We start from the raw sequence: 26,511 nt of genomic DNA, 5'->3' as shown, positions 1-26,511 counted from the left end.
GCGGCCACGGCCTCGGCAACGTCCTGCGCGGTAGCAAGCGCCACGCGCGCGGCAACTTCGCCGGTGGCAGGGTTGAATACGTCAGCCAGGCGCTGCCCGCCGGCGCGGCGCACGGCGCCGCCGATGTAATGGTGGATTTCGGCCAGTTGCCGGTTTTCTGCAATGCTCACTTGGGATTCCTTCGATGGCCACGGCGCGCGCCGTGGCTTGCAATCTGAGAGCCGGCCCGGAAAGCCCTAAGGGCCGGCGGCAATGCGATGCGGCGTGCGCCGCTTACTTGATGTCCTGCAGCGCCTTCTTCACCGTATCGAACAACTCGCCGATCTGCGCTTCCGAAATGATCAGCGGCGGCGAGAACGCCAGGATGTCGCCGGTGTAGCGTACCAGCACGCCCAGCTCCAGGCACTTGAGGAAGGCCTCGTAGGCACGCGCGCCGGGCTGGCCCGGACGCGGCTCCAGCTCGATCCCCGCCACCATGCCGAAGTTGCGGATGTCCTTCACGTGCGGCGCGTCACGCACGCTGTGCACCGCCGCCTCGAACACCGGCGACAGCTCGGCCGCGCGGCCGAACAGGTTCTCGCGCTGGTACAGGTCGAGCGTGGCCACGGCAGCGGCGGCGGCCAGCGGATGGCCGGAGTAGGTGTAGCCGTGCAGCAGCTCGATCGTGCCCGGCGCGGCAGCATTGACCACGGCGTCGTGCACTTCGCGGCGCACCGCCACGGCGCCCATCGGCACCGCCGCATTGTTGATCGCCTTGGCCATGGTGATCAGGTCCGGCGTCACGTTGAAGCGCTCCGCCGCGGTGGCCGCGCCGAGGCGGCCGAAGGCGGTGATCACCTCGTCGAAGATCAGCAGGATGCCGTGCTTGCTGGTGATCTCGCGCAGTTTTTCCAGGTAGCCGACCGGCGGCACCAGCACGCCGGCGGAGCCGGCCAGCGGCTCGACGATCACGGCGGCGACGTTGGCCGGGTCATGCAGCGCGAGGATGCGCTCCAGCTCGTCGGCGAGGTGCGCGCCCCATTGCGGCTGGCCCTTGGAGAAGGCGGCCTCGGCAATGTTGAGCGTGGCCGGCAGGTGGTCCGTGCCCGGCATCAGGTTGGCCGAATAGGCCTTGCGGTTCGGCCCGATGCCGCCCACCGCCATGCCGCCGAAGCCCACGCCGTGGTAGCCGCGCTCGCGGCCGATGAAGCGGGTGCGCTGGCCTTCGCCGCGCGCCCGGTGGTACGCCAGCGCGATCTTCAGCGCGGTGTCGACCGACTCCGAACCCGAGTTGGTGAAGAAGATGCGGTCTAGCCCCTGCGGCATGATCGCGGCCACCTTGGTGGCGGCCTCGAACGACAGCGGGTGGCCCATCTGGAAAGGCGGCGCATAGTCCAGCGTTGCGGCCTGGCGCGCGACGGCGTCGGCGATCTCCTTGCGGCAGTGGCCCGCGGCCACGCACCAGAGGCCGGCGCAACCATCCAGGATCTGGCGGCCGTCGTGGGTGGTGTAGTACATGCCGCTTGCCGACGCCAGCAGGCGCGGCGCCGCCTTGTACTGGCGGTTGGCGGTGAATGGCATCCACAGGGCATCGAGATCGGGAATCACGGTCTTGGCGGCGTCCATACGTCCTCCTCGGGGCAATTGGGCGGGTCAGGTTGGCTGGTGTCGTTCCATACCGCCGCGAATGGCGGGCACCGGAACGGCGGCAATGACGGCCACTCTACCGGCGGCTTCTGGCCGACAAAATATACAGTCCGGACAGCACCGCCTTACCGTACAGTTTGATCATGCCCAACCGTACAGGCAAGCAGACGCCACGCGTGCCGGGGACTGCCACCGTGCCACGGAGTGCATCCCGGCGCCCGTGCGCCGTCTCACGCTGCACTGCGGCAATTTTCGCTTCGCGGGATGACACCGCGCCGGCGCCATGCGCGGCCCGTTAAACTGTACAGGTTCGCGCCTTTTGAGGTGCATAGTGCGACGCTTTCGATGCTGACCCTGAACCTGACCCGCAGCCGCCGCGGCGGCGAAACCCTGACCGAGCAGATCGTCGCCGGCATTGCCGCGCTGGTGGAACAGCGCGCGCTGCGCGCCGGCGCCACGCTGCCGTCGGTACGGCGCTTTGCCCAGCACCACCAGGTCAGCACCTTCACCGTGGCGGAGGCCTACGGGCGGCTGACCGCACTGGGCTTCCTTGCCGCGCGGCCGGGCTCCGGCTACACCGTGGCGCATCGTCACGCGCCCACTGGCAGCGCCCGTGCACCGCAATGGGAAGCGCCGGGACTGAACGCGGCCTGGCTGCTGTCGGACGTGTTCGCCGATCATTCCGTGCCGATCAAGGCGGGCGCCGGCTGGCTTCCTGGCGACTGGCTCAACGAGGAAGGCCTGCACCAGGCCATGCGCGCCTCGGCCCGGGTGCCGGCGGCGCAGCTGTCGGGCTACGGCCATCCGTACGGTTTCGCACCGCTGCGCGAGCATATCGCCACCGGCCTCGGCCAGTACGGCATCCCGCTGCAGGCGCAGCAGGTGGTGCTGACGCAGGGCGCGACGCAGGCGCTGGACCTGGTGGTGCGCACGCTGCTGCGCGCCGGCGACACCGTGCTGGTGGAATCGCCCTGCTACTGCAACCTGCTGCAGATCCTGCGGCTGGCGGGGCTGCGCGTGATCGGCGTGCCGCGCTCGGCGGCCGGGCTCGACACCGATGCGCTCGAAGACGCGATCCGCGCCCACGCCCCGCGCGCCCTCTTCGTCAACACCGTGCTGCAGAACCCGACCGGCGCCAGCCTCAGCAGCATGAACGCCTTCCGCGTGCTGCAGCTCGCCGAGCAGCACCGGCTGCTGGTGGTGGAAGACGATATCTACCGCGAGCTGGCGCCGGCCGGCTCGCCAATGCTGGCAGCCATGGATGGGTTGTCGCAGGTGGTCTACGTCAATGGCTTTTCCAAGACCATCACGCCCTCGCTGCGCGTGGGCTACCTGGCCGCCAGCCCGGACCTGGCCAAGGTGTTCGCGCGGACCAAGATGGCGGTCGGGTTGACCTCCTCGGAAGTGACCGAGCGCCTGGTCTACTCGGTGCTGACCAGCGGCCACTACGGCCGCCACGTGGCGGCATTGGCCGAGCGGCTGCGCGCGCAGCAGGACCTGGTGACGGAAAAGATGGAGGCGCACGGCCTGGAGGTGCTGCTACGGCCCGAAGGCGGGATGTTCGCCTGGGCGCGGCTGCGCGAAGACATCCAGCAGCGGCTGCAGGCGAGCCGGCGCGGCGAGCCAATGGGCGGCAACCGCCTGGCGACGCTGGCGCTGGAGCATGGCATCTGGCTGGCGCCGGGCTCGTACTTCGAGCCGGACGAGACCGACTCGCCGTGGATTCGCTTCAACGTGGCCACCGGCGACGCGCCGCAGCTGTGGCAGTTCTTCGACAGCCTGGCACAGGCGCCACGTGCCGCCGCTGCCTGAGACCCGGCTGCCTTAGTAGCGGCAGAGCGGCAGAGCGGCAGAGCGGCAGAGCGGCAAGCATGGCGGCGGCGCTGCGCATGCGAGAGCCTTCTTCTGATTGTGTTCTTGTTGTTGTTGTTTGTGGCGGGAGCACGGACCGGCACCGCTCCCGGGGCGCTGCCTCAACTCCAGAGGCGTTCGACGACCAGACCTGCGGTGGTGCAGATGCCCACCCAGGCCACCAGTGCGATAGCGATAAAGCGATATGTCATCTCAGGAGCGACAATAAAGTCGTTGCGGGAATGTGAATTTTTCGCAAAATCATACATCCATTCATGAATGTATGTAAGTAGCGATCGCATTTCCCTGAAATGGCCTGGGGACTTTTCGTAACGTGAGAAGACAAAAAGCGCCTGTCGCGGCACGCGACAGGCGCTGATGCGGCAATACGCCGCCGGTTCGGACCGGCAACCGGGTGGGTATGTCAGCCGAGCAGGAACGGCAGCACTTCCTCCAGCAGCCGCTCCGGCATCTCTTCGGCAATGTAGTGACCGCACGGCAGCGCATGCCCGCGCACCCGGCGTGCCACCTTGCGCCACTCGTCCAGCGGCCGGAAACATTGCCCGACGGCGCCCTGCTCGCCCCACAGCGCCAGCATCTCGCACTCGACCATGCGGCCTGCGGCGAGGTCGGCGCGGTCATGCTCGAGGTCGATGGTGGCACTGGCGCGGTAGTCCTCGCACAGCCCGTGGGCGGCGCCCGGCAGGCTCAGGCAGCGCAGGTACTCGGCCATGGCGGCATCGGTGAACGGCGCCAGCCCGGCGCTGCGGGCACCCATGGTCTGGCGCAGGTAGAGCGCGGGATCCGCTTCGATCAGCGTTTCCGGAAACGGTGCCGGCCGGATCAGGAAGAACCAGTGCCAGTAGGCGCGGGCAAAGGCCTCGCTGGTCTGCGCGTACATCGACAGCGTGGGCGCGATATCCAGCGTCACCAGCCGCGTCACCGCCTGCGGATGATCCAGCGCCAGCCGGTGCGCCACGCGCGCGCCGCGGTCGTGCGCCAGCACGCTGAACCGTTCGAAGCCAAGCGCGCGCATCAGCGCGAGCTGGTCGGTGGCCATGGTGCGCTTGCTGTAGTTGGCGTGGTCCGGCAAACCCGCGGGCTTGCCGCTGTCGCCATAGCCGCGCAGGTCGGCGGCCACCACGGTGAAATGCCGCGCCAGTTCGGGCGCCACCTTGTGCCAGATCGCATGGGTCTGCGGGTGGCCATGCAGCAACAGCAAGGCAGGCCCCTCGCCGCCGGCCACCGCGTGGATGGCAACGTCGCCGCAATCGATCCGGTGCGGCGTGAATCCTTCGAACATCGTCTGTCTCCATGGCCGGCGGGCGGCCGTCTGCATCCGTGCAGCCTAGTGTAGTCACTAAGCGGTGCGACAGGATTTCCTGCGACGACACTCATTCGGTCGATAGATTCATGAATCCAATCCTGACGGCGCGCCCCTGCCGCGGACAGGGATGCCGCCGGCCGCACAGCGGTGCTCTGCTACCCTTGCAGCATCCGTACCGACTTCCAGCCATAGAAAGATCCGACCATGCATACCCAGGACCTGTCCGCATGGACCCACAGCCACACCTTCGATGGTGGCAACCGCAACGCCGAGCGCGGCACGCGCCTGGTGATGATGATCACCGCCGTCGTGATGGTGGTGGAAATCGCCGCCGGCCTTTGGTTCAACTCGATGGCGCTGCTGGCCGACGGCTGGCACATGAGCTCGCACGCGCTGGCCATCGGCCTGTCCGCCTTTGCCTACGCGGCCGCGCGCCGCTACGCCAGCGACCTGCGCTTTGCCTTTGGCGCCTGGAAGATCGAAGTGCTGGCTGCCTTTGCCAGTGCTGTGTTCCTGCTCGGCATTGCGGCGCTGATGGCGGCTGGCTCGGTCGACCGGCTGTTCAGCCCGCAGGAAATCCATTACCGGGAGGCGATGGTCGTGACCGCGCTGGGACTGCTGGTCAACCTCGGCTGCGCGCTGATCCTGGGCGGGCATGCGCATGGGCACGAGCATGGTCATGGGCATGGGCATGGGCATGATCATGGACACCACCATCATGGCCACGAGCATCACTACGGCCATGGCCACGGCCACCACCACGACATCAATTTGCGCGCGGCATACGTGCATGTGCTGGCCGATGCCGCCACCTCGGTGCTGGCCATTGTGGCGCTGGCCGGCGGCTGGTGGCTGGGCTGGGCCTGGCTCGATCCGGTGATGGGACTGGTGGGTGCGGCTCTGGTCGGCAAGTGGGCAATCGGCCTGCTGCGCCAGAGCGGCACCGTGCTGCTGGATCGCGAGATGGACCACCCGGTGGTCGAAGAAGTGCGCGAGGTGCTCGCCGCGCTAGACCGCGACAGCCGCCCTGGCGACGAAGGTACCCGGGTGACCGACCTGCATGTCTGGCGCGTCGGCCGCCAGCACTTTGCGTGCATCGTCTGCCTCGTCACGCATGACGCCACGCTGACGCCGCAGGGCGTGCGCCAGGCACTGTCCGTGCATGCGGAGCTGGTGCACGTGACCGTCGAGATCAGCCGCTGCGAGGCCACGCACTGAAATGCCCGCGGAACGCAGCACGCGGAAAGCGCGCCAGAGGCCTGGCGCGCAGCTGCCTTTACTGAATCCAGGTCAGCTCAGCTCGCACCACATGCACAGCGGCGGCGTATCGGTATGCCGCTGGAATTCGCTGGACGACAGCACCTCCTGCGGCAGCTTCGATGCCGGCACCAGCGTAAAGCCATAGCGCGCGAAATAGCTCGGGCAACTCGATGCCAGCAGCACCGCGCGCTGCAGGCCATTCGCGCGCGCGCGCATCAGCGCGGCGCGCACCACGTGCGTCGCCACGCCCTGGTCTCGGTGCTCGGGCAATACCGCCACCGAGCGGATCACCACGGTCTGGCCGAACGGCTCGCCGGCGGCGCAGCCGATAATCCGCGATTCGAGGATCGCAACATGGAAGTGCTCCAGCACGCGGAACACATCGTCGGCCGGCAGGCCGCAGCGTTCTAGCAGCGCCCCCACCGCTGGCGCGTCCGAGGGCATCGCCGCCCGGATTCGCAGGTCTTTCATCATCAGGAGCCTCTCTTCTTCACATCACTTGGCGACGGGAACACCATGGAAGCCCGGCATGGTTGCGCCGCCATCCTGGCGGCGCGCTGTGCGCACAGGCCGGTCTGGCCTGACCGCCCAACACTAACCGATTCGATGGCTTCGCACTATCAGGGAAGAACAGGGCAAACCGGTGTCGAAAATTTGCCCGCCGCATTACGCACAGGGCAATTGCGGGCAACGTGGCGCAAGCGCACGCCATCGCGTGCATCACGCGGCGCAGGTGCGAGGAAGGGAATGGCGCTACAGGAAAGGAAAACTGGAGGCGGGGATCCGGAATCGAACCGTCGTATACGGCTTTGCAGGCCGTTGCATCACCACTCTGCCACCCCGCCGTGGATGGCGCGCCATGCCGGCGCGTCGTGCTGCGGGCCGCAGTTTAGCGGGAAATGGAAAAGTCTGCAGGACGCGGCGCTGCCGCGGGCGGCAGCGCCGGCATCGGCGCCGGTCAGTCGCCGATCTCGCCCATGGCCGACTGGACGTAGTTCTGCAGGCCGACCTTGCCGATCAGTTCGATTTGCGACTCGAGCCAGTCGATATGCGATTCGGTGGCTTCCAGGATATCGACCACCACCTCGCGCGAAACATAATCGCCGATCGATTCCAGATACTTGATCGCATCCTTGCAACTGGCCTGTGAAACCTGTTCCAGCTTCAGGTCGCAGCCGAGCATTTCTTCGGTGTTCTCGCCGATCAGCAATTTGTCGAGGTCCTGCAGGTTGGGCAAGCCATCGAGCAGCAGGATGCGCTCGATCAGCTTGTCGGCATGCTTCATTTCCTCGATTGATTCCTCGTACTCGTGCTTGCCCAGGGCATTGAGACCCCAATGCCGGTACATGCGCGCATGCAGGAAATACTGGTTGATGGCGGTCAGCTCATGCCGGAGCTGGCCATTGAGCATTTGAATCGCTTTCTTGTCGCTTTTCATGACAGCACCAACGACCCCTCGATTCGGGTGGATCAATTCTCATTATCGTGGTCAGCGCGCCGCTGCGGCCAATATCGCGCCGTGCCTTTCATGGTAGGCCGGCAAAGAGGGACATCAAGCAAATTCGGCTGATTTTTCCGATTATTAGGCGCTATTGCACATGAGAATGGCAATGGTTTCCATTCGGTTTTCGTTAGCGCATGAAAAGCCGCATCCCGCATTAATACACGGGCCTTCCGGACATATTGGCGAATAAGAAACGGGCGGGCACGGCATATTGCCGCGCCGCCCGCCATGGGAGGACCCGGAAGGAAATCAGTCGAGCCGTGCGCCTGAATCCGCGACCAGCGTCTTCAGCACCGGCCAGTCGCGCGCATAAAGCGCCTGCGCCTCTGCCGGCGAGCTGCCCACCGTGCGCAGCCCCAGCGCGACCATGCGCGCCTGCATGTCGGGGGTCTGCAGGATCGCCCTCACCTCGTTTTCGAGCCTGGCCAGAATGGGCGCCGGCACGCCGACCGGAGCCACCAGCCCGATCCATCCTACCGTCTTGAACGCGCTGTCCTGCATGCCCAGTTCGGCAAAGGTCGGCATTGCGGGCAGCGCGCTGCTGCGCTGCGTGCCGGTAACGGCCAGCGCCTTGAGCTTGCCGCTCTCGATATACGGCCTGGCCGTCAGGATGCTGGCAAAGCCGAACTGCACCTGGCCACCGAGCAGGTCCTGCAGCATCGGCGCCTCCCCCTTGTAGGGCACGTGCGTGGCATTGCCGCGGGTGAGCTTGCTGAGATAGGCGCCGCTCAGGTGCGACAGCGAGCCCACGCCCCATGAGGCATAGGTAGCCTTGCCGGCCTGGGCGCGGACATAGTCGCCCAGCTCGCGCGGCGTGCGTGCCGGCACCGACGGGTGCGCCACCAGCACCAGCTGCGCATCGGCCAGCACGCTGATCATGGTCAGGTCCTTGCGCGGGTCGTACGGCAGCTTCTCGAACAGGAACTGGTTGGTGAGCACCGACTGCGTCAGCGTCATCAACAGCGTGTAGCCGTCCGGCGCCGCCTTGGCCACGGCATCGGTGCCGATGATGCCGGACGCGCCGGCCTTGTTCTCCACCACCACCGGCTGGCCCATCCGCTTGCTGAGCTTCTCGCCCATGGCGCGGGCAATGGTATCGGTGCCTCCGCCGGCCACGTAGGGCACCACCAGGCGGATCGGCTTGGCCGGATAGGTCTGCGCCACGGCCGGCAGGCCAAAGCTGAGCGAAAGCCCGCTGATTGCGAGCGCAAGCCATGCGCGTCGTTTCATGTCGTCTCCAGATCGTCTTTATGGTTTTGGAGAACAACGGTAGCGGGCTTGAGAAAATACGTCCAATGCAATATTTTTCAGGTTTCCATGCATAAATGGTTAAGTTGATGGGCCTGCGCCAGCTGCATCACTTCGTCACCCTGGTCGAACAGGGCAGCTTCGCGCGCGCGGCCGCGGCACTGCACCTGTCGCAACCGGCACTGACGCGCAGCATCCAGGCGCTGGAGGCCGACCTCGGCACACTGGTCGACCGCAGCTACGGCAAGGTTCGCCCCACCGCCGCCGGCACGCTCGTGCTGGAACGTGCGCGCCGGATGCTGCGCGAAAGCCGCGAACTGCGCCGCGACCTGCAACTGCTGGAAGAAGTGGAGATCGGCGAGATCCGCGCCGGCTTCGGACCGTTCGCGGCATCATTCCTGCTCGACCCGGTACTGGAAGCGCTGGTGAGGCGCTATCCGCGCCTGCGCATCGACGTGGAGACCGCCGACACCACCACCATGCTGCACGCGCTGGAAGCTGAACGGCTCGATGTCTTCGTCGGCGAAAGCCGCAGCCTGGCCCAGTTCGGCCACTTGCAGATCGAGCGCCTGCCTGCGCTGGAGACCGGCTTCTTCGTGCGCGCCGCGCACCCGCTGGCGCGTCAAGGCGATATCAGCCTTGCCATGCTGCGCGACTATCCGGTTGCCGGTCCGCGGCTGCCGGCCCATATCCGGCAGTTTTTCCGCGAGGCGATGCAGGCCGCCGGCAGTGGCACAGCCGACGACGACAGCAGCGGCCTGCTCACCGCCACCTGCAATGACATGCATGCGCTGCGCGCGCTGATGCTGTCCGGCGATGCCGTCGCGCTGGTGCCGGTGGCGATGATGGCCGACGCCTGCGCCCAAGGCGCGGCCGTGCCGCTGCAGACGCGCCCGCGCCACGACCTGCGCGCGCAGTACGGTATCGTGTTGCTGGCCGGGCATACGCCGTCGCCGGCGACGCGCGCGTTCGTGGCACAGGTGCACGCGGCACTGGCGGACTATCCGGCGGCGGGGTCCGGCGCCGTACCAGTTCGCTAGAGATCTTCAAATACTCTGCGCGGGGTGCCGACCATCGCCTGCATGAGCCGGCTCAACCGCACCAGCACGTTCAGGGGGACGGCGGCACTGCGGCCCGAGGTGCAGATGGCGCGGGCGGTCCCGTTGAGGCGCAAATGCAAAGAGGCCCCGGAGGGCCTCTTTGCTTGCGGTGCGCGGCGGGGATGCCAACGTTGTGCCCCCTGCCTTCGCTTCCTTACTCCACCGTCACCGACTTCGCCAGATTCCGCGGCTTGTCCACGTCGGTACCGCGCGCGCATGCCGTGTGATACGCCAGCAGTTGCAGCGGCACTACGTGCAGGATCGGCGACAGGTCACCATAGTGCTCGGGCATCCGGATCACCTGGATGCCGTCCGACGACTGGATCTGCGTATCGCTGTCGGCAAACACATAGAGGCGGCCGCCGCGCGCGCGCACTTCCTGGATGTTGGACTTCAGCTTCTCCAGCAATGCGTCGTTGGGCGCGACCGTGACCACCGGCATCGCTTCGGTCACCAGCGCCAGCGGGCCGTGCTTCAGTTCGCCGGCCGGATAAGCCTCGGCGTGGATGTACGAGATTTCCTTGAGCTTGAGCGCGCCTTCGAGTGCGATCGGGTAGTGCAGGCCGCGCCCCAGGAACAGCGCGTTCTCGCGGCGCGCAAAGTCTTCAGACCAGGCGATGATCTGCGGCTCCAGCGCCAGCACGCCGTGCAGCGCGGCCGGCAGGTGGCGCAGGTTGGCCAGGTCCCTGGCCTCGGCTTCCTCGGTCAGCAGGCCGCGCACCTTGGCCAGCGCCAGCGTCAGCATGTACAGCGCGGCCAGCTGGGTGGTGAAGGCCTTGGTCGATGCCACGCCGATCTCGGTGCCGGCGCGGGTCAGGAAGCGCAGTTCGGTCTCGCGCACCATGGCGCTGGTGGCGACGTTGCAGATCGCCAGCGTATGCACGTGGCCGAGCGCGCGCGCGTGGCGCAGCGCGGCCATGGTGTCGGCGGTTTCGCCCGACTGCGAGATCACCACCACCAGCGCGCGCGGGTTGGGCACGGTGTCGCGGTAGCGGTATTCGCTGGCGACCTCGACCTGGGTCGGGATCTTGGCGATGCTTTCGAGCCAGTACTTGGCGGTGCAGCCGGAATAGTAGCTGGTGCCGCAGGCCAGGATCAGCACGTTGTCGATGCCGGCAAAGACCTCGGCGGCGTTGTCGCCGAACAGCGCCGGCGTGATGCTTTCCACGCCTTCCAGCGTGTCGCCCAGCGCGCGCGGCTGCTCGAAGATTTCCTTCTGCATGAAGTGCCGATACGGCCCCAGTTCGACGGATGCGGCATGGGCCTCGACCAGGCGCGCTTCACGCTCGACCGCGTGGTCCTGCGCGTCATGGATGACGACGCCGTCGAGCGAGATCTCGACCACATCGCCCTCTTCGAGGTAGATGATGCGGTTCGCGGTGCCGGCCACGGCGAGCGCATCGGACGCGAGGAAGGCCTCGTTCTCGCCCAGCGCCACCACCAGCGGCGAGCCGGCGCGGGCGCCGACCACCACGCCGGGCTGGTCCTTGGCGAACACGGCAATGGCATAGGCGCCGTGCAGGCGCTTGGTGACGGCGCGCACCGAGTCGAACAGGTCGCCGCGGGTGGCGCTGCTGGGATAGGTGTAGGCCTGATGGATCAGGTGCGCGACGACTTCGGTGTCGGTCTGCGACTCGAAGCCGTAGCCGACCGCGCGCAGTTCCTCGCGCAGCGGCTCGTAGTTCTCGATGATGCCGTTATGCACCAGCGCGATGGTCTCGCCCGACAGGTGGGGATGGGCGTTGACGGTATCGGGCTTGCCGTGCGTGGCCCAGCGCGTGTGCGCCACGCCAGTGAAGCCGGACAGGCCCGAAGCCTGCGTCTGCGCATCCAGATCGGCCACGCGCGACACGGTGCGGGCGCGCTCGACCGCATCGTCGCGCACGACCGCGACGCCGCACGAGTCATAGCCGCGGTATTCCAGGCGGCGCAGCCCCTCGATCAGGACCGGAACGATATTGCGCGTCGAAACCGCGCCGACGATGCCACACATGCTGAACCCCCGTTGCTGGCGCCCACTGTGGCGCCCTATCCAATCAATCGCGCCGCCCGTCCGGGCCGGCGCTTTCCATGGCCGCTCACGCGGCGGCCGGACGATTACTTCTTCGGCTGCTTGACCGGACGCTGCCAGGCGTCGACGGTCATCTGTTTGGCGCGCGACAGCGTCAGCTTGTCCGCAGGCGCTTCCTTGGTCAGGGTGGTGCCCGCTCCCAGCGTAGCGCCGCGGCGTACCGTCACCGGCGCCACCAACTGCGTATCGGAGCCGATAAAGACGTCGTCCTCGATCACCGTACGGTGCTTGTTCACACCGTCATAGTTGCAGGTGATCGTGCCGGCGCCAATATTGACGCGCGACCCCACTGTGGCGTCTCCAACATATGCGAGGTGATTGGCCTTGCTGTGCGCAGCCACCTGGGCATTCTTGACCTCGACGAAGTTGCCGATATGGACATCTTCGCCCAGTTCGGTGCCTGGACGCAGCCGCGCGTAAGGCCCGATGCGCCCGGCAGGACCGATCCTGGCGCTGTCGACATGGCAAAACGGGTGCAACTGCGCGCCAGCACCCACGGTGCTGTTGCGGATCACGCAATGGGCGCCGATGCTGGCCCCGTCTTCCAGGTGCACGCGGCCTTCGAACACGCAGCCGACATCAATGGTGACATCGCGCCCGCAAGTCAGCTCGCCCCGCACCTCGATGCGCGCCGGATCCAGCAGCGTCACGCCGGCTTCGAGCAGGCGGCGGGCCTGGTTGCCCTGGTGGATGCGCTCGACTTCAGCGAGCTGCAACTTGCTGTTGACCCCGAGCGTCTCCCAGATCGCCGCCGGCTGCGCCGAGACGATCTCGACGCCTTCCGTGGCGGCACGCTCGACCGTGTCGGTCAGGTAGTACTCGCCCTGCGCATTGTCGTTGCCGAGTGTCGACAGCCAGCGCCTGAGGTAGCCCGTCGGGCACACGATAATGCCGGTATTGATCTCGCGGATGGCCTTGACGGCCTCGCTGGCATCCTTCTGTTCGACAATACGGACGATACTGCCCGCGGCGTCGCGGACGATACGGCCATAGCCGGTGGGATCGGGCATTTCGACCGTCAGCACGCCGAAACGCTCGATGCCGGCCTCGGCCACCAGTGCCTTCAGCGTGGCCGCGGTTGTGAGCGGCACGTCACCGTACAGAACCAATGTAGGCTGGCTGTCGTCCAACAATGGAAGTGCCTGCATCACCGCATGGCCCGTGCCAAGCTGCTGGGCCTGTTCGGCGAAGGCGACATCGTCGGCAGCGACTGCCTCGCGCACATGCGCGGCGCCGTGGCCGACGACCACGACCAGCCGCGACGGCGACAGCGCGCGAGCCGTATCCAGGACGTGCGCCAGCATGGGCCGCCCGGCCACCGGGTGCAGTACTTTGGGCAAATCGGAAACCATTCGCTTGCCCATGCCCGCGGCGAGAATGACGATATTCACAAGGAGACCCCTAAGTGAGTGTGTCCGAATATATTCTGAAAAACGCCAACCGGGTGATTCGCGGTCTTCGCCGCCCAGCTTGGCTACAGGTCCGGGCCCGGTCGGTGCGGAATCCCGCAAACCCTTGCCAGTCTTGGGCTGGCGGCGATCGGAGCGGCCCGGCTGCAATGCGCGCCGATTTTAACATGACGAATTCTGCCCAACGCGGCACTGTTTCCGAATTTCACAATCGTTGGGCGCGGCGGATTTTGGTGATTTTCAGCGCTGCGGTGCTGTGCGCATGCAACGCGATGAAACTCGGGTACCAGCAGGGTGATCGGCTGGCCTACTGGTGGATCGACAATTATGTCGATGTCACTTCGGCGCAGGAGCCGCTCACGCGCGAGGCCATCGCACGCTTCTTCGCCTGGCACCGCAAGTCCCAGTTGCCTGAGATCTCCGGCCTGCTGCTGCAGGCCAAGGCCGAAGTCCGCCAGCCGGTGACGCCGGCCATGGTCGAGCACTTCCAGGACGCCTCGCAGCAGCTGGCGCGCCGCTCCTACGAGCAGGCCATGCCCGACATGGCCGACTTTCTGCTGACGCTGACGCCCGACCAGATCGCCCGCATGGAGAAGAAATTCGCCGACGGCAACGCCAAGTACCGCAAGAAATTCCTGAACCCCAACCCTGCCGAGCGGGTCGACGCCCGCTTCGACAAGGTGATGGACTACGCGCGGCTGGTCTATGGCGATTTCTCCGGCGAGCAGGAAAAACAGATTCGCGCGGCGGTGCTGCCCGTGGTCGAGAACGCCGAGTCGCGCTACGCCGAGCGGGTGGCGCGGCAGCAGGAATGGATCAAGATGGTGCGCTACGTGCAGGCCACGCAGCCGTCCAAGCCGCAGGTGATCGACCTGCTGCGGCGCTTCCGCGAATACTGGCAGAACCCGCCGCCCAAGCAGGCGGCGCGCCACGATGCCAGCACCACCGCCGGGATCGCGCTGACCGTGGCGATTGCCAACATGACCACGCCGAAGCAGAAGGCGCATGCGCAGGACCGCTTCCAGAGGTGGATCGACGATACCAACGCGCTGATGCGGGAGAAGGCGAACGCCCCGGTGCAGTCGGCGGCGACGAACTGAGTTTGGCCGTGCCTCAATGCAACAATGCCCGCTCGCGCGGGCATTGTTGCCATGTGGAGGCGGTGGGCGGCGGTTACTGCGGCGCGCCGGCCTGCTCCACCTCGGGCGCGGACGCCGGCGGGCGCTCGAAGCGCACGAACTCCATCCGGTTCTCTTCCATGCTGCCCGCGAACACCAGCGGCTGCTGCTGGAAGGTGGTTTCACCGAACAGCGAAGCCTCGTCCACCTTGGCCAGCCCGGTAGCCAGCCCCGTGAACGGGAACAGCTCGGTATCGGCCAGGTGCGAAGGCACCACGTTGCGCAGCGCCGAGAAGATATTGTCGATACGGCCCGGGTTCTGCCGCTCCCACTCCTGCAGCATTTCGCTGACCTTCTTGCGCTGCAGGTTCTCCTGCGAGCCGCACAGGTTGCACGGGATGATCGGGAATTCCATCGCGCGCGCGTACGACGCGATGTCCTTCTCGGAACAGTACGCCAGCGGGCGGATCACGATATGCGCGCCATCGTCGGTGGCCAGCTTGGGCGGCATGGCCTTCATCTTGCCGCCGAAGAACATGTTCAGGAAGAAGGTGTTGACGATGTCGTCGCGGTGGTGGCCCAGCGCGATCTTGTTGGCGCCCAGCTCCTTGGCGGTGCGGTAGATCACGCCGCGGCGCAGGCGCGAGCACAGCGAGCAGGTGGTCTTGCCCTCTGGCACCTTCTCCTTGACGATCGAGTAGGTGTCGGCCTCGACAATCAGGTACTCGACGCCCACCGACTTCAGGTATTCAGGCAGCACGTGCTCCGGGAAACCCGGCTGCTTCTGGTCCAGGTTCATCGCGATCAGCCTGAACTTGATGGGCGCGCGCTTCTGCAGCGCCATCAGGACCGACAGCATGGTGTATGAGTCCTTGCCGCCACTCATGCAGACGAGCACGGTGTCGCCGTCCTCGATCATGCCGAAGTCGCCGATGGCCTTGCCGGTTTGCGATTGCAGCCTCGTCTCGAGGCGGTAGAAATTGTTCGAGTGGCTCATGGAGCATCCTGTTGCATGGCGCCTGCCGGATGGAATGGCCGGCAGCGCGCGAAGGGGCAACATTTTACTTTAGGCGCCCGCGCCCGCAGGCGCCGGCCAAATACAGCGTCAGGCGCCCTGCTTGATGTGGAACACCTCGACGCCGACCGAATCGCAGTCCGGGTACACGTCGGGCTTCTCGGTCGACACGCGCACGGCGCGCACCTTGGGATGCCTGAGCATGGCGCGCGCGACGTCGTCGCACAGCGTTTCCTGCAGGTGCACGTGGCCCTGCGCCATGCGCTCGGCCACGGTGTTGCGCATGAAATCGTAGTCGACCACTTCGTCGAGCTTGTCGGCGTGCGGGGTGCATTCTTCCAGCGGCACGAACAGGTCGATATTGATCAGCACGCGCTGCTCGCCCTTCTTCTCGAACTCATGCACGCCGATATTGATCTGCACTTCATAGTTGCGCAGGAACATGCGGCGGCAGTCCTGCAGGCTGGGGTGGGAAAGAGCGGCGAGCATGGTCATGGCTGGGGATGGGACAAAAAAGGGCGCGAAAAAAGGAACGCCGCGCCCGGCGGGCGCGGCACATCATACGATCTGCCGGCTGGCTGGCATATAAGCGCCAGCTTACTCGGTCAGGAACATCACGTCGCGCGACAGCGGCATCAGGTGCTGGCCACCGTCCACGTACAGCGTCGTGCCGGTGACGGCGCGTGCCTGGGCCAGGTAGGCCACCGCCTGGGCGATGTCCTCGGGCGTCGACGACTGGCCCAGCGGCGTCACGCGATGCGCGCGGCGGAAGCTCTGCTCCGACTGCTCGCCCGACACCAGCGTGATGCCCGGCGCCACGCCGACCACGCGGATGCGCGGCGCCAGCGCCTGCGCCAGCTGCACCGTGGCGGTCTGCAGCGCGGCCTTGGACAGCGTGTACGACAGGAAATCCGGGTTCAGGTTGTCCAGCTTCTGGTCGAGCAGGTTGATCACCACGCCGCTCGGTCCGGCAGCCTTGTCCTTGTCGCCGTCCGGGGCAGCGGCGGCCAGCGCCTTGTGCAGTTCGCGCGCCAGCAGCAGCGGCGCCGCCACATTGGTGCGCATATGCGTATCGAGCGACGCATAGGAGAAGCTGGTCGCCACGTCGTACTGGAACAGCGAGGCGTTGTTGACCAGGCAGGTCGGCAGGCCCAGCGCGGCGATGCAGTCCGCGATCAGGCGGCCGGTGGCGGCCTCGTCGGCGAGATCGGCGCGCAGCACCGCGGCACGGCGGCCGAGCGCGCGGATCCTGGTCGCCAGCGCCTCGGCCTCGTCCACCGAGCGGTGGCAGTGCACGGCCACGTCCCAGCCCTGCGTGGCCAGTTCCAGCGCAATGGCACGGCCCAGGCGGCGCGCGCCGCCGGTGACGAGGGCGATGCCGCGGGCAGCGGCCTGGGCAGCGGCAGTGCCGGCGGCAGCGGCGGCAGCGGCGGCAGGATTGGCGGCAGCGGGTGCCGGGGTATCGGATGCGGGCATTGCTACAATCGCGGGATGCAGAAAGCCGCTAGTTTACCCCTTCCCCCCGCCGACGCGCAGGCCGCTTCCGATACCCTTGCTGCCCGTATTGGCGAATCGATCGATGCGGCCGGCGGCTGGACCGGCTTTGACCGCTATATGGCGCTGGCGCTGTACGCCCCCGGCCTGGGCTACTACAGCGGCGGCTCGGCCAAGTTCGGGCGCGATGCCCGCGACGGCAGCGACTTCATCACCGCACCGGAGCTCAGTCCGTTCTTCGCGCGCACGCTGGCGCGCCAGTTTGCGCCGCTGGTGGCGCAGGACCTGCCGCGGATGATGGAGTTCGGCGCCGGCACCGGCCGCCTTGCCGCGGACCTGCTGCTCGGGCTGGAGCAGGAAGGCCAGCTGCCGAAGGAATACGCGATCGTCGAACTGTCGGGCGAACTGCGCGCGCGCCAGCAGGAAACGCTGGCGCAGCGCGCCCCGCACCTGGCCGCGCGCGTGCGCTGGCTGGATGCATTGCCCGACAGCTTCGAAGGCATCATTGTCGGCAACGAGGTGCTCGATGCGATGCCGGTGCAGCTCTACGCACGCAGCGGCGGCCGCTGGCACGAGCGCGGCGTGGCGCGCACCGAATCCACGGAAGCCGGCGCGGCTGCCGCGTTCCGCTTCGAGGACCGCGTGATCGCCGCGGCCGACGTGCCGGCGATGCTCCGGGACATCCCCGGCGACCACGATATCGTCACCGAGACCCACGCCGAAGCCGAGGGCTTCACGCGTGCCGTCGGCGCGATGCTGTCACGCGGCGCCGCCTTCTTCATCGACTACGGCTTTCCCGCCGCCGAGTACTACCATCCGCAGCGCACGGGCGGCACGCTGATGTGCCACTACCGGCATCACGCGCATCCGGACCCCTTCCTCTACCCGGGCCTGCAGGACATCACCGCGCACGTCAATTTCAGCGGCATCGCCGCCGCCGCGGTGGAAACCGGGCTGACGGTGTCGGGCTTTGCCGCGCAGGCGCGCTTCCTGATGAACGCCGGCATCACCGAGCTGCTGATGGCGCTGGACCCGTCCGATGCGCGCGCCTTCCTGCCGCAGGCCAACGCCGTGCAGAAGCTGTTGTCCGAAGCGGAAATGGGCGAGCTGTTCAAGGTCATCGCGCTGACGCGGGGCCTCGACGACGGCACGGACCAGAGCGAGCCGCTGGCCGGCTTCGCCCGCGGCGACCGCTGCCACACCCTGTAAGCCATCGCGAACGCCATGCTGCGGTGGACCCTCACCATCTTCCTGAGCGTGATCATCCTGTCCGCGGCGCTGCCGTGGCTGCAGAAGATCGGGCTGGGACGGCTGCCGGGAGACGTGCGCTTCCGCCTGTTCGGGCGGGAATTCGTGCTGCCGTTCGCATCGACGATCCTGCTGTCGCTGGTGGCGCTGGTGATCGGCAAGCTGTTGTAGGAACAGCCGCCGCGGCGTCTCACTCCGGCGCGTGCTCGCCCAGTCGCTGCCCCACGGCCGCGACCCGGGCCGCATGGACGCGGTCCTTGATCTGTCCCACGTCGTCCGCGCAGGCGCGCGCGATCGCGCCGGCATCGACACCTGCCGCGGCTTCACGCGCGGCCAGCAGCCGCGCCGCCTGCGGATAGTCGCTGTGCTCGAAGCCTTTGCGGCCGCGCTTGTCGGCCTCGCACGCCTGCAGCGCCAGCCCGAAGCGGTCAGGCTTGCGCAGTGCGTCGCAGCGTTCCAGCAGCCGCACCACCGCGGCGGCGCTGAATTCCAGCGAACGGTGGATATTGCCGTGCTCGCGCGCCACCACCAGCGCCAGGTCGCGGCAATCGTTGGGCACGCGCAGCCGCGCGCAGACCTCTTCCAGCAGCTTGACGCTGCGCGTCTCGTGGCCGATATGGCGCGGCAGCACGTCCTCGGGCGTAGTGCCCTTGCCCAGGTCGTGCACCAGCGCGGCAAAGCGCACCGGCAACGGCGCGCCCATCGCGGCGGCGGTATCGATCACCATCATCACGTGCACGCCGGTATCGACCTCGGGATGGAAATCGGCGCGCTGCGGCACGCCCCACAGGCAGTCAAGCTCGGGCAGCAGCCGCGCCAGCGCGCCGCATTCGCGCAGCACCTCGAACATCCGTGACGGATGCGCTTCCATCAGGCCGCGCGCGAGTTCCTGCCAGACGCGCTCGGGCACCAGCGCATCGACCTCGCCGGCCGTCACCATCTCGCGCATCAGGCGCTGGGTCTCGGCAGCGACGGTGAACTCGTGGAAGCGCGCGGCGAAGCGCGCCAGCCGCAGGATGCGGACCGGGTCTTCGGCGAAGGCATCCGAGACATGGCGGAACAGGCGCGCCTGCAGGTCGCGCTGGCCGCCGTGCGGGTCAAGCACCGGCCCAACCAGGTTGCCGTTGGCATCGACCTCGCGCGCCATCGCATTGATGGTCAGGTCGCGCCGGACCAGGTCGTCTTCCAGCGTGACATCAGGCTCGCAGTAGAAGGCAAAGCCCTTGTAGCCCATCGCGGTCTTGCGCTCGGTGCGCGCCAGCGCGTATTCCTCATGGGTGCGCGGATGCAGGAAGACCGGGAAATCCTTGCCGACGGGACGATAGCCCGCGGCTTCCATCTCGTGCGGGGTCGCGCCGACGACTACGTAGTCGCGGTCCTGGCTGGGCTTGCCCAGCAGTTCGTCGCGGATCGCGCCGCCGACGGCATACACCTGCATTGTTGTGGCCTTTTCTCTGGTGCCGGCGCACGGCGCCGGCGCACACTGCTCAATGATTGCTCAGTGATTGCTCAGTGGTTGCTCAGTGGTTGACGATGATCGCGTCGGGCCGGTCGGGCGCCACGCGGTAAGGCTCGTCGTCGGCCAGGAAATCGCGCTCCTCGCGCGCGGCGGCAATCCATTCCTGCATCGTCGGCAGCGCCAGCATGAAGTCGGCATAGGCCTTGGCGTCTTCCGGCAGGTGGATGCCGTAGGTGGCAAAGCGGCTCACCACCGGCGCGAAAAAGGCGTCGGCCACGGTGAATTCGCCGAACAGGAACGGGCCGCGCGCGCCATGCTGCTGGCGCAAGCCGCCCCAGATCGCGGCAATGCGGTCGACATCGCGCTGCACCGCCACGTTCCAGCCGCGTCCGGGCAGCACCGCGGTCACGTTCATCGGCAACTGGCTGCGCAGGTTGCCGAAACCCGAATGCATCTCGGCGCAAACCGCGCGCGCCACCGCGCGCTCGGCGCGGTCGGCGGGCCACAGCGTCTTTTCCGGGAAGCGCTCGGCCACGTATTCGGCGATCGCCAGCGAGTCCCACACGGTAACGTCGCCATCGACCAGCGCGGGCACCTTGCCGGCCGGAGAATAGCGCGCGATCTCGGCGGCGAAGCTGCCGGTGAACAGGCGCACCTGTACCTCTTCGAATTCAATGCCGGCCTGGCGCATCAGCAGCCAGGGGCGCAGCGACCAGGAAGAGTAATTCTTGTTGCCGATGACGAGCTTCATCGTAGGTCCTTGGGGGAGGAGGCGAAGGGAGACGGCGGCGGCGCGCCGGACCGGTCATTTTGCCAGCGCGCCAGCCTGCCTCAAAGTGAATTGCGCTCGCAACCGATCCGAAAATGGGTCACATAGGCCACCCGCGGCCCGGCCCCACCGCCCTTCAGCGGTGCACGCTGGCGCGCATCGAAGTCAGCGCGGCATCGCGGTTGCGCCCGGCCAGCGCGTCGGTCATCACGGACTCCAGGCTGGCCGGATGCAGGTCCAGCTCCGGCGCGACCGGATGTTCGAGCACGTTGTCCAGCTGCATCGAATCGAGGTTGTCGCGCGACAGCAGCGGATCGCCGGGCATATGTTCCATGATGGTCGCCTGCACCCGCGCCAGCGCGTCCGGCAGCGCGATCACCGGACGCGGATGGCCGGATGCGCGGCCGGCGAAGCGTACCAGCTCCTCCAGCGTATAGACCTGCGGGCCGCCCAGTTCATAGCCACGGCCGATGGTGGCCGGGTTGACCATGGCATTGAGAAAGGCCTGCACCACATCCTGCACAAACACCGGCTGGAAGCGCGCCTGCGCGCACGCCAGCGGCACCACCGGCGCCATCTGCTGCATCTGCGCGAACAGGTTGAGAAAATGATCGTCCGGGCCGAACACCACCGACGGCCGCAGAATGGTCCAGTCCAGCCCGCTGGCGCGCACGATGCGCTCGCCGTCGCCCTTGCTGCGCAGGTACATCGACGGCCCCTGGCTGTCTGCGCCGAGCGCGCTCATATGCAACAGCCGGCGCACGCCGGTGGACAGGCACGAGGCCACGATCTGGCGCACCATTTCCACGTGGGCGCTGGCAAAGGCCTCGCCGTAGGGATCGGCGCGCTCGCCGTGCAGGACGCCCACCAGATTGACGACGATGCCGTCGACCCCGAGCGAGCCGATGGCGTCATCGAGCGCGGCATTGTCGGCCAGCCCCAGCTCCACTACCTCGACGCGCGGCAGCAGCAGAAGGTGCTGCGCGTGCTCGACGTTGCGGGTGCCGACCACGATGCGATCGGGGGCGATCGGCGAATCGGGATTGCTGCCCGGTTCCAGCGGCGCACCGGAGGCAGAGGCGGCGCCGGCCAGGCGCGAGACAAGGTGGCTGCCGATAAAGCCGGCACCACCGATGACTAGGACGTTGCTGGTCTGCATGATGCCTCCGTGCAAAGTGGACTGCACGTCGCGGCGCATTGCGCCAGCCGGGCCGCCGCAACGCGCCCGGCACGGCACACCAGCGGCCCGTCCCGTCGGGTGCCCGTCAGGGCAGGCTGGTGGTGGTCACCGGCGACGGCGCGACCGTCCCCAGCCGCGATTTCAGCGACTGCGGACGGCCACTCATCAATGCAGCATAGTACGTAGCGTTGGAAAGCACATTCTTCACATAGCCGCGCGTTTCATTGAACGGGATGGTCTCTGCAAAGATCGCGCCTTCCACGGGCCGTGCCAGTGTGCTGCGCCAGGCCTTGGGCCGGCCCGGACCGGCGTTGTACGCGGCCGACGCCAGCGTCCACGAACTGTCCAAGTCGGTCAGCACCATGTTCAGGTAATTGGTGCCGAGCAGGATGTTGATGTTGGGATCCCCCATCATCTGCGGCGAGAAATCGTTCATGCCGATCTTGCGCGCCACGTACTTGGCCGTCGCCGGCATCACCTGCATCAGGCCGTGCGCGCCGGCGGACGAGCGCGCGTCCATGATGAAGCGGGATTCCTGCCGGATCAGTCCGTAGACCCACGCCATGTCGAGGCCGACATCGTCGGTCGCGCGCTGCATGATGTCGCGGTATGGCATCAGGAAGCGCAGCCCGAAGTCATGCTCGTTGCGGGTGCGGTCGGCGGTATTGACGGTGCGGTCGAGCAGTTCGAGACGGCGCGCGTACTCCGCCGAGGCGAGCAGCTCGCGGTCGTTCATGCCGCGCAGCTCCCAGTTCCATTCGCGGTTGCCCTCGAAGCGCATGCTCATCGCATAGAACTTCTGCGCGCGCTGGAAACCGGCACGCGAGCGCATGGCATTGGCTTCGGCATCGCTGACCGTGGCGCGCGCGGGCAGCGTGATGCGGTTGCCCAGTTCTTCGCTGGCGAGCTGGCCATAGAAATTGAACTGGCCGGCGATCTGCTGGAAGTTCTGCTGCGCCTCGGTGTCGCGGCCTTCGGCCTTGAGCGCGCGGCCGTACCAGTAGAGCCACGCCGGATCCTTGGCGCGCAGCTCGGGACGCATCAGCTCGACCGCCTGGCGCACCTGCTTCCAGTCGCCCTGGCGCAGCGCGGAGCGCACGCGCCATTCCTGGGTGTCGTCGGACAGCCACTGGTTGCCGCCCAGGTCCATCTGGCGGCGGTAGTAGGTTGCCGCTTCGGGCAGCAGCTTCTTGGCCGCGAACTGGCCGATCACGCCCCAGGCCGCGCCCTGCTCGTCGCGCGACAACGTGCCCTGGACGGTGCCGAGGTAGGCAACGGCCTGGTTCGGGTCGGTTCGCGCCATCTTGACGAGGGTGGCGAGCGTGTCGCCGTCGACGCGCGCATCGGGCAGCAGCGCGGCGATCTTGCCGGCCAGCGTGAGGTAGTTCTGCTCCAGCGCCAGCCGCGCCTGGAAGGCAACATCGCTGCGCTGGATCTGCTGGCTTTGCACCAGGTAGCCGATCAGGTCGACACAGCCTTCGCCGAAATAGCGCGGATCGCTCAGCGCCTGGCGCGACTCGGCGGCAACGTTCTGGCCCTTGAGCGCGCGCGACAGCAGCGCATAGCATTCGACCTGGGTGTCGTCCTTGAGCGCGAATTGCGGGTACTCGGCATCGAAGTTGGCCCAGTCGCGCTTCTTGCCCAGCACCAGCAGCCAGTCGTTGCGCATGCGATCGGCGATGGCCTGGCCCTTGTAGCGCTGCAGGAAGGCGCGCACCTGGTCGTCGGGCGCGTCGATGCGCGCCAGGCCACTGGCGTCGAACATCTGCGGCTTGATGCGGAAGTACTCCACATACGACGGGATCGGGTAGTCGACCAGGGTGGCCGAGATCGCGTAGGCGCGCTCCACGTCATTCTTGCGCGCCGCTTCGCGCAGCGCGGCGAAGGCCTCGTCGGGATCGCTCGGGATCACCGCCGGCTGCTGCTGGCGCACGGGCGCCTGCGGGCGCTTCTGCGCATGGACCGGCGTGACAAGCAGTGCACATGCCATGGCAATCCAGGCGGCCCGCCCTGCACGCTGCAGATATACTCCCTTCAGCATTCTTTGCTTCCTTGTCGATGACGGCGGCGCCGGTGCCCGCCATGCAAGGCAAGGGCCGCAGCAGCTTCCGCCGTCCGTGTTGGTTCGGACGCGGGCATTATCCCACGCCATGTCCTCAAGTTCCGCCTCGGCCGCCACCTCTCCTGCCACCCCGCTCCCGGACTCCACTGAAGACCGCCGCGCGCAGCGTGCGCGCCTGCTGGCATTGCGTGCCGGCCTGCCCGCGCGCAACGATGCCGATGCGCGCATCGCCGCCACGTTGTCCGAGCTGCTGGCGGGCCTGGCCGTGCGTTGCCTTGGCTTCTACTGGCCGATCCAGCAGGAGTTCGACGCGCGCGATGCGGTCGCGCAATGGCTCGCGGCGGTGCCCGGGCGCCAGGCGGCGCTGCCGGCGGTAAGCCGGCCCGGCGCACCGCTGGACTTTCACCGGTGGGACCCGGACACGCCAATGACCAGGGGCCACTATGGCATCCCTGTCCCCGACGGTACCGAGGCCGTGACGCCCGACGCGCTGCTCATTCCCTGTGTCGGTTTCAGCCCGGACAAGTTCCGCCTGGGCTACGGCGGCGGCTTCTACGACCGCACGCTGGCGGCGATGGCGCATCGGCCCGTGGCCATCGGCATCGGCTATGAAGCGTGCCGCATCGCACTGCCCGCGCAGCCGCATGACGTGGGGATGGACTGGATCGTCACCGAAGCGGGAGCGTTCTAGCCCAAGAGGGTGACGGCAGCGTGCGGGCCCGGCCTGGGTTCAGCCGGCCTGCACCAGTTCGTCCACCAGCGCGCGCATGCAGCGCCAGTGCGAGCCTTCCCAGAACACCCGCCGGCACTGGTCGCAGGTGACGAAGCTGCGATGGCGCTCGAGCACGCCCTCCGGCACGCGCCCGGCCGCGGCGGCCGCTTCCAGCGCGTGCAGCGGCACGTTGCAGTCCAGGCACAGCGAGAACGGCCGCGCGCTGCGCGCCAGGTCCAGCCGCGCGAAGATCTCGCGCACCTGCTGGCGCGGCTTGAGCGCACGCACATAGCAGCCGTGCGTGATGCCACGGCGCTTGAGCAGTTCGCGGTCGCGCGTCAGCACGATGCGGCCCTCGTCGACCGCGATGCGCTCGATCTCGCTGTCTTCGAAGTGGTTGTCGTAGAGGGTGTCGAAGCCGGTCATGCGCAGCAGGTGCGCCAGCCCGCCCAGATGCGCGTCGGCGACGAAATGCATCAGGCGCAGCGGGTGTTCGCGCACGCGCAGCAGCGGCGTGACGTCGAGGCGCTCGAACTTGGGATAGACCGAGACCCGGTCGCCGTCCCGCAGCCGGCGTTCGAAGACGGAGGACTCGCCGTTGACCAGGATCAGCTCGACCTCGGTATGGGGGACGCCCAGCGCCTCGATCATGTGCTTGACGGTCGCGGCGCGCGCGCACGCGCAGGGCAGGTCACGCCGGCGCTGGTCCGGCGCGAGGAAGTCGTTCAGTTCCTCGTAGAAGCGGAAGGTGGCGGTGACCATGGGGCGAGTATGGCACCGATTCGGCATGGATTGCGCGCTGGCGCAGGCTCAGCCCGCATTCCCCAGCCGCAGCGCCGCCTCTACCGCCAGCTTCGCCCACGGCGTCATCGCCGCCGGCGACTCCAGCGCGGCGGGCGGCAGGCTGAGGTAGTGGCGCATGGTGACCTCGCGCTTCGCGGACTGGTAGCGGAAAGGCTCGCTGCCTTCGGCGTCGAACTTGCCGCGCGTGGCGTCATCCGCCTTCAGGTAGCAGGTGCCGCCGGACACAAGCGCGAACATCAGCCCGTCATAGAACAGGCCGTGACCGCCAAACATCCGCCTGGCCGTCACCGGCCCGATACGCGCCGCCAGCGGACCCATCAGCTCGAGCAGGTGTTCAATGAAGGGATCGGGGCGGCGCGTGGCCATGGGCGAGGTCCCGGCGCTTACAGCTTCAGCCGCTGCCAGATCGCCTTGGTCGCGCCGGCCGCATTGAGCGTGTAGAAATGCAGCCCCGGCACGCCCGCGGCGAGCAGCCGCTCGCACAGCGCGGTGACCACGTCGAGACCGAAGGCGCGGATCGATTCGCGGTCGTCGCCGAAGCTCTCCAGCCGCTTGGCCACCCAGCGCGGCACTTCGGCGCCGCACATCTCGGAGAAGCGCATCAGCTGCGAGTAGTTGGTGATCGGCATGATGCCCGGCACGATCGGCACGTCCACGCCCTGCGCGCGCACGTCGTCGACAAAGCGGAAGTATGCATCGGCATTGTAGAAGTACTGCGTGATCGCCGAATCGGCACCGGCCTTGACCTTGCGCACGAAGTTGTCGAGGTCATGGCGTGGCGACTTCGCCTGCGGGTGGTACTCCGGGTACGCCGCGACTTCGATATTGAACCAGTCGCCGGTCTCGGCCCGGATGAACTCCACCAGCTCGTTGGCGTAGCGGAATTCGCCGATCTCGCCCATGCCCGACGGCATGTCGCCGCGCAGTGCGACGATATGGCGGATGCCGCCCTCGCGGTACTGCTGCAGGACCGCGCGGATGCTATCGCGCGACGAGCCCACGCACGACAGGTGCGGCGCGGCCTCGATGCCCTCGCGCTGGATTTCCAGCACGGCGTCGAGCGTGCCCTGCTGCGTGGTGCCGCCGGCGCCGAACGTCACAGAGATGTACTTGGGCTTGAGCGGGGCGAGCTGCGCGCGCGTGTTGCGCAGCTTCTCCGTGCCCTCCGCCGTCTTGGGCGGGAAGAATTCAAAGCTGAAGTAGCGGTCTTGCATGATGGTGGCGCGCCGCCTTGCCGCGGCGCGCGAAAAGGGG

Annotated in this window: 25 protein-coding genes, 1 tRNA gene and 1 pseudogene; 7 read left to right on the top strand and 20 right to left on the bottom strand. The window is 67.4% G+C overall.

Annotation, left to right across the window (positions count from 1 at the left end):
• Together J8I82_RS39435 and aptA are read right to left on the bottom strand one after the other, a co-directional pair.
• A pseudogene (locus tag J8I82_RS39435) lies at nucleotides 1-170 on the bottom strand (methylmalonate-semialdehyde dehydrogenase (CoA acylating)); the annotation flags it as partial.
• A gap of 103 nt (nucleotides 171-273) precedes the next feature.
• Nucleotides 274-1,605: an omega-aminotransferase AptA gene (gene aptA, locus J8I82_RS32390; RefSeq protein WP_209763701.1), complete on the bottom strand. Its 1,332-nt coding sequence runs from the start codon at nucleotides 1,603-1,605 to the stop codon at nucleotides 274-276.
• A 366-nt stretch (nucleotides 1,606-1,971) separates the two neighbouring features.
• Between aptA and J8I82_RS32385 the strand changes: the two genes are divergently transcribed.
• A complete protein-coding gene (locus tag J8I82_RS32385; RefSeq protein ID WP_209763700.1) occupies nucleotides 1,972-3,438 on the top strand; it encodes an aminotransferase-like domain-containing protein in 1,467 nt (488 codons plus the stop codon).
• 161 nt (nucleotides 3,439-3,599) lie between these two features.
• Here the strand turns inward: J8I82_RS32385 and J8I82_RS32380 are convergent, their stop codons facing one another.
• Both J8I82_RS32380 and J8I82_RS32375 read right to left on the bottom strand, forming a co-directional pair.
• Nucleotides 3,600-3,746 carry a hypothetical protein gene (locus J8I82_RS32380; RefSeq protein ID WP_209763699.1) on the bottom strand — a complete coding sequence of 49 codons (147 nt, stop codon included), beginning with the start codon at nucleotides 3,744-3,746 and terminating at the stop codon, nucleotides 3,600-3,602.
• Nucleotides 3,747-3,901: 155 nt separating this feature from the next.
• A complete protein-coding gene (locus J8I82_RS32375) occupies nucleotides 3,902-4,780 on the bottom strand; it encodes an alpha/beta fold hydrolase (RefSeq protein ID WP_209763698.1) in 879 nt (292 codons plus the stop codon).
• A 228-nt stretch (nucleotides 4,781-5,008) separates the two neighbouring features.
• Here J8I82_RS32375 and dmeF point away from each other — a divergent pair, with 228 nt between their 5' ends.
• Nucleotides 5,009-6,022, top strand: a complete 1,014-nt coding sequence (dmeF, locus tag J8I82_RS32370) for a CDF family Co(II)/Ni(II) efflux transporter DmeF (protein WP_209763696.1) — start codon at nucleotides 5,009-5,011, stop codon at nucleotides 6,020-6,022.
• A 72-nt stretch (nucleotides 6,023-6,094) separates the two neighbouring features.
• Here dmeF and J8I82_RS32365 read toward each other — a convergent pair whose 3' ends face one another.
• The 4 genes from J8I82_RS32365 to J8I82_RS32350 form a co-directional block, all read right to left on the bottom strand.
• Nucleotides 6,095-6,538 carry a GNAT family N-acetyltransferase gene (locus J8I82_RS32365; RefSeq protein WP_209763694.1) on the bottom strand — a complete coding sequence of 148 codons (444 nt, stop codon included), beginning with the start codon at nucleotides 6,536-6,538 and terminating at the stop codon, nucleotides 6,095-6,097.
• 296 nt (nucleotides 6,539-6,834) lie between these two features.
• Nucleotides 6,835-6,909, bottom strand: a tRNA-Cys gene (locus J8I82_RS32360).
• 113 nt (nucleotides 6,910-7,022) lie between these two features.
• The gene (gene bfr, locus J8I82_RS32355) at nucleotides 7,023-7,502 is read right to left on the bottom strand and encodes a bacterioferritin (protein WP_116316933.1); all 480 of its coding nucleotides are present in this window, start codon (nucleotides 7,500-7,502) and stop codon (nucleotides 7,023-7,025) included.
• Between the two features lie 315 nt (nucleotides 7,503-7,817).
• A complete protein-coding gene (locus J8I82_RS32350; RefSeq protein ID WP_209763693.1) occupies nucleotides 7,818-8,798 on the bottom strand; it encodes a Bug family tripartite tricarboxylate transporter substrate binding protein in 981 nt (326 codons plus the stop codon).
• A 95-nt stretch (nucleotides 8,799-8,893) separates the two neighbouring features.
• Between J8I82_RS32350 and J8I82_RS32345 the strand changes: the two genes are divergently transcribed.
• Nucleotides 8,894-9,856: a LysR family transcriptional regulator gene (locus tag J8I82_RS32345; protein WP_336620921.1), complete on the top strand. Its 963-nt coding sequence runs from the start codon at nucleotides 8,894-8,896 to the stop codon at nucleotides 9,854-9,856.
• A 214-nt stretch (nucleotides 9,857-10,070) separates the two neighbouring features.
• Here the strand turns inward: J8I82_RS32345 and glmS are convergent, their stop codons facing one another.
• Together glmS and glmU are read right to left on the bottom strand one after the other, a co-directional pair.
• The gene (gene glmS / locus J8I82_RS32340) at nucleotides 10,071-11,909 is read right to left on the bottom strand and encodes a glutamine--fructose-6-phosphate transaminase (isomerizing) (RefSeq protein ID WP_209763692.1); all 1,839 of its coding nucleotides are present in this window, start codon (nucleotides 11,907-11,909) and stop codon (nucleotides 10,071-10,073) included.
• 104 nt (nucleotides 11,910-12,013) lie between these two features.
• The gene (glmU, locus tag J8I82_RS32335) at nucleotides 12,014-13,378 is read right to left on the bottom strand and encodes a bifunctional UDP-N-acetylglucosamine diphosphorylase/glucosamine-1-phosphate N-acetyltransferase GlmU (RefSeq protein ID WP_209763691.1); all 1,365 of its coding nucleotides are present in this window, start codon (nucleotides 13,376-13,378) and stop codon (nucleotides 12,014-12,016) included.
• 290 nt (nucleotides 13,379-13,668) lie between these two features.
• Here glmU and J8I82_RS32330 point away from each other — a divergent pair, with 290 nt between their 5' ends.
• Nucleotides 13,669-14,496: a DUF6279 family lipoprotein gene (locus tag J8I82_RS32330; RefSeq protein ID WP_209763690.1), complete on the top strand. Its 828-nt coding sequence runs from the start codon at nucleotides 13,669-13,671 to the stop codon at nucleotides 14,494-14,496.
• A 73-nt stretch (nucleotides 14,497-14,569) separates the two neighbouring features.
• On the opposite strand, the gene ttcA is transcribed toward J8I82_RS32330, so the two are convergent.
• From ttcA to J8I82_RS32315, 3 genes are all read right to left on the bottom strand, one after another.
• On the bottom strand, nucleotides 14,570-15,511 hold the full coding sequence (ttcA, locus tag J8I82_RS32325) for a tRNA 2-thiocytidine(32) synthetase TtcA (protein WP_209763689.1): 942 nt from the start codon (nucleotides 15,509-15,511) through the stop codon (nucleotides 14,570-14,572).
• A 108-nt stretch (nucleotides 15,512-15,619) separates the two neighbouring features.
• The gene (locus J8I82_RS32320; protein WP_209763688.1) at nucleotides 15,620-16,024 is read right to left on the bottom strand and encodes a dihydroneopterin aldolase; all 405 of its coding nucleotides are present in this window, start codon (nucleotides 16,022-16,024) and stop codon (nucleotides 15,620-15,622) included.
• Nucleotides 16,025-16,126: 102 nt separating this feature from the next.
• Nucleotides 16,127-17,005 carry an SDR family oxidoreductase gene (locus J8I82_RS32315; RefSeq protein ID WP_209763687.1) on the bottom strand — a complete coding sequence of 293 codons (879 nt, stop codon included), beginning with the start codon at nucleotides 17,003-17,005 and terminating at the stop codon, nucleotides 16,127-16,129.
• A 15-nt stretch (nucleotides 17,006-17,020) separates the two neighbouring features.
• Here J8I82_RS32315 and J8I82_RS32310 point away from each other — a divergent pair, with 15 nt between their 5' ends.
• Together J8I82_RS32310 and J8I82_RS32305 are read left to right on the top strand one after the other, a co-directional pair.
• Complete coding sequence (locus J8I82_RS32310) at nucleotides 17,021-18,232, top strand: class I SAM-dependent methyltransferase (RefSeq protein WP_209763686.1); 1,212 nt, start codon at nucleotides 17,021-17,023, stop codon at nucleotides 18,230-18,232.
• 15 nt (nucleotides 18,233-18,247) lie between these two features.
• Complete coding sequence (locus J8I82_RS32305; protein WP_116316920.1) at nucleotides 18,248-18,442, top strand: DUF2905 domain-containing protein; 195 nt, start codon at nucleotides 18,248-18,250, stop codon at nucleotides 18,440-18,442.
• Nucleotides 18,443-18,461: 19 nt separating this feature from the next.
• Here the strand turns inward: J8I82_RS32305 and J8I82_RS32300 are convergent, their stop codons facing one another.
• From J8I82_RS32300 to J8I82_RS32285, 4 genes are all read right to left on the bottom strand, one after another.
• A complete protein-coding gene (locus J8I82_RS32300) occupies nucleotides 18,462-19,709 on the bottom strand; it encodes a multifunctional CCA addition/repair protein (protein ID WP_209763684.1) in 1,248 nt (415 codons plus the stop codon).
• A gap of 82 nt (nucleotides 19,710-19,791) precedes the next feature.
• Nucleotides 19,792-20,481 (bottom strand): glutathione S-transferase family protein, encoded by a 690-nt coding sequence (locus J8I82_RS32295; RefSeq protein ID WP_209763683.1) that lies wholly within the window; start codon nucleotides 20,479-20,481, stop codon nucleotides 19,792-19,794.
• Nucleotides 20,482-20,635: 154 nt separating this feature from the next.
• Nucleotides 20,636-21,658, bottom strand: a complete 1,023-nt coding sequence (locus J8I82_RS32290) for a complex I NDUFA9 subunit family protein (RefSeq protein ID WP_133098177.1) — start codon at nucleotides 21,656-21,658, stop codon at nucleotides 20,636-20,638.
• 106 nt (nucleotides 21,659-21,764) lie between these two features.
• Nucleotides 21,765-23,720: a lytic transglycosylase domain-containing protein gene (locus J8I82_RS32285; RefSeq protein WP_209763682.1), complete on the bottom strand. Its 1,956-nt coding sequence runs from the start codon at nucleotides 23,718-23,720 to the stop codon at nucleotides 21,765-21,767.
• A 109-nt stretch (nucleotides 23,721-23,829) separates the two neighbouring features.
• Here J8I82_RS32285 and J8I82_RS32280 point away from each other — a divergent pair, with 109 nt between their 5' ends.
• Nucleotides 23,830-24,432, top strand: a complete 603-nt coding sequence (locus tag J8I82_RS32280) for a 5-formyltetrahydrofolate cyclo-ligase (RefSeq protein ID WP_209763681.1) — start codon at nucleotides 23,830-23,832, stop codon at nucleotides 24,430-24,432.
• 39 nt (nucleotides 24,433-24,471) lie between these two features.
• Here J8I82_RS32280 and J8I82_RS32275 read toward each other — a convergent pair whose 3' ends face one another.
• The 3 genes from J8I82_RS32275 to metF are packed head-to-tail and all read right to left on the bottom strand — an operon-like array spanning nucleotide 24,472 to nucleotide 26,471.
• Nucleotides 24,472-25,215 (bottom strand): Mut7-C ubiquitin/RNAse domain-containing protein, encoded by a 744-nt coding sequence (locus tag J8I82_RS32275; protein WP_209763680.1) that lies wholly within the window; start codon nucleotides 25,213-25,215, stop codon nucleotides 24,472-24,474.
• Nucleotides 25,216-25,263: 48 nt separating this feature from the next.
• Nucleotides 25,264-25,623, bottom strand: coding sequence for a TfoX/Sxy family protein (locus J8I82_RS32270; RefSeq protein WP_209763679.1), 360 nt, complete (start codon nucleotides 25,621-25,623; stop codon nucleotides 25,264-25,266).
• 17 nt (nucleotides 25,624-25,640) lie between these two features.
• Nucleotides 25,641-26,471: a methylenetetrahydrofolate reductase [NAD(P)H] gene (metF, locus tag J8I82_RS32265; RefSeq protein ID WP_209763678.1), complete on the bottom strand. Its 831-nt coding sequence runs from the start codon at nucleotides 26,469-26,471 to the stop codon at nucleotides 25,641-25,643.
• Between the last annotated feature and the right edge of the window lie 40 nt (nucleotides 26,472-26,511).

Source organism: Cupriavidus consociatus (genome assembly GCF_017814975.1).
Classification (GTDB): domain Bacteria; phylum Pseudomonadota; class Gammaproteobacteria; order Burkholderiales; family Burkholderiaceae; genus Cupriavidus; species Cupriavidus consociatus.
The sequence above is the reverse complement of the archived record's forward strand: the minus strand, read 5'-3'. Positions and strand labels throughout refer to the sequence as shown.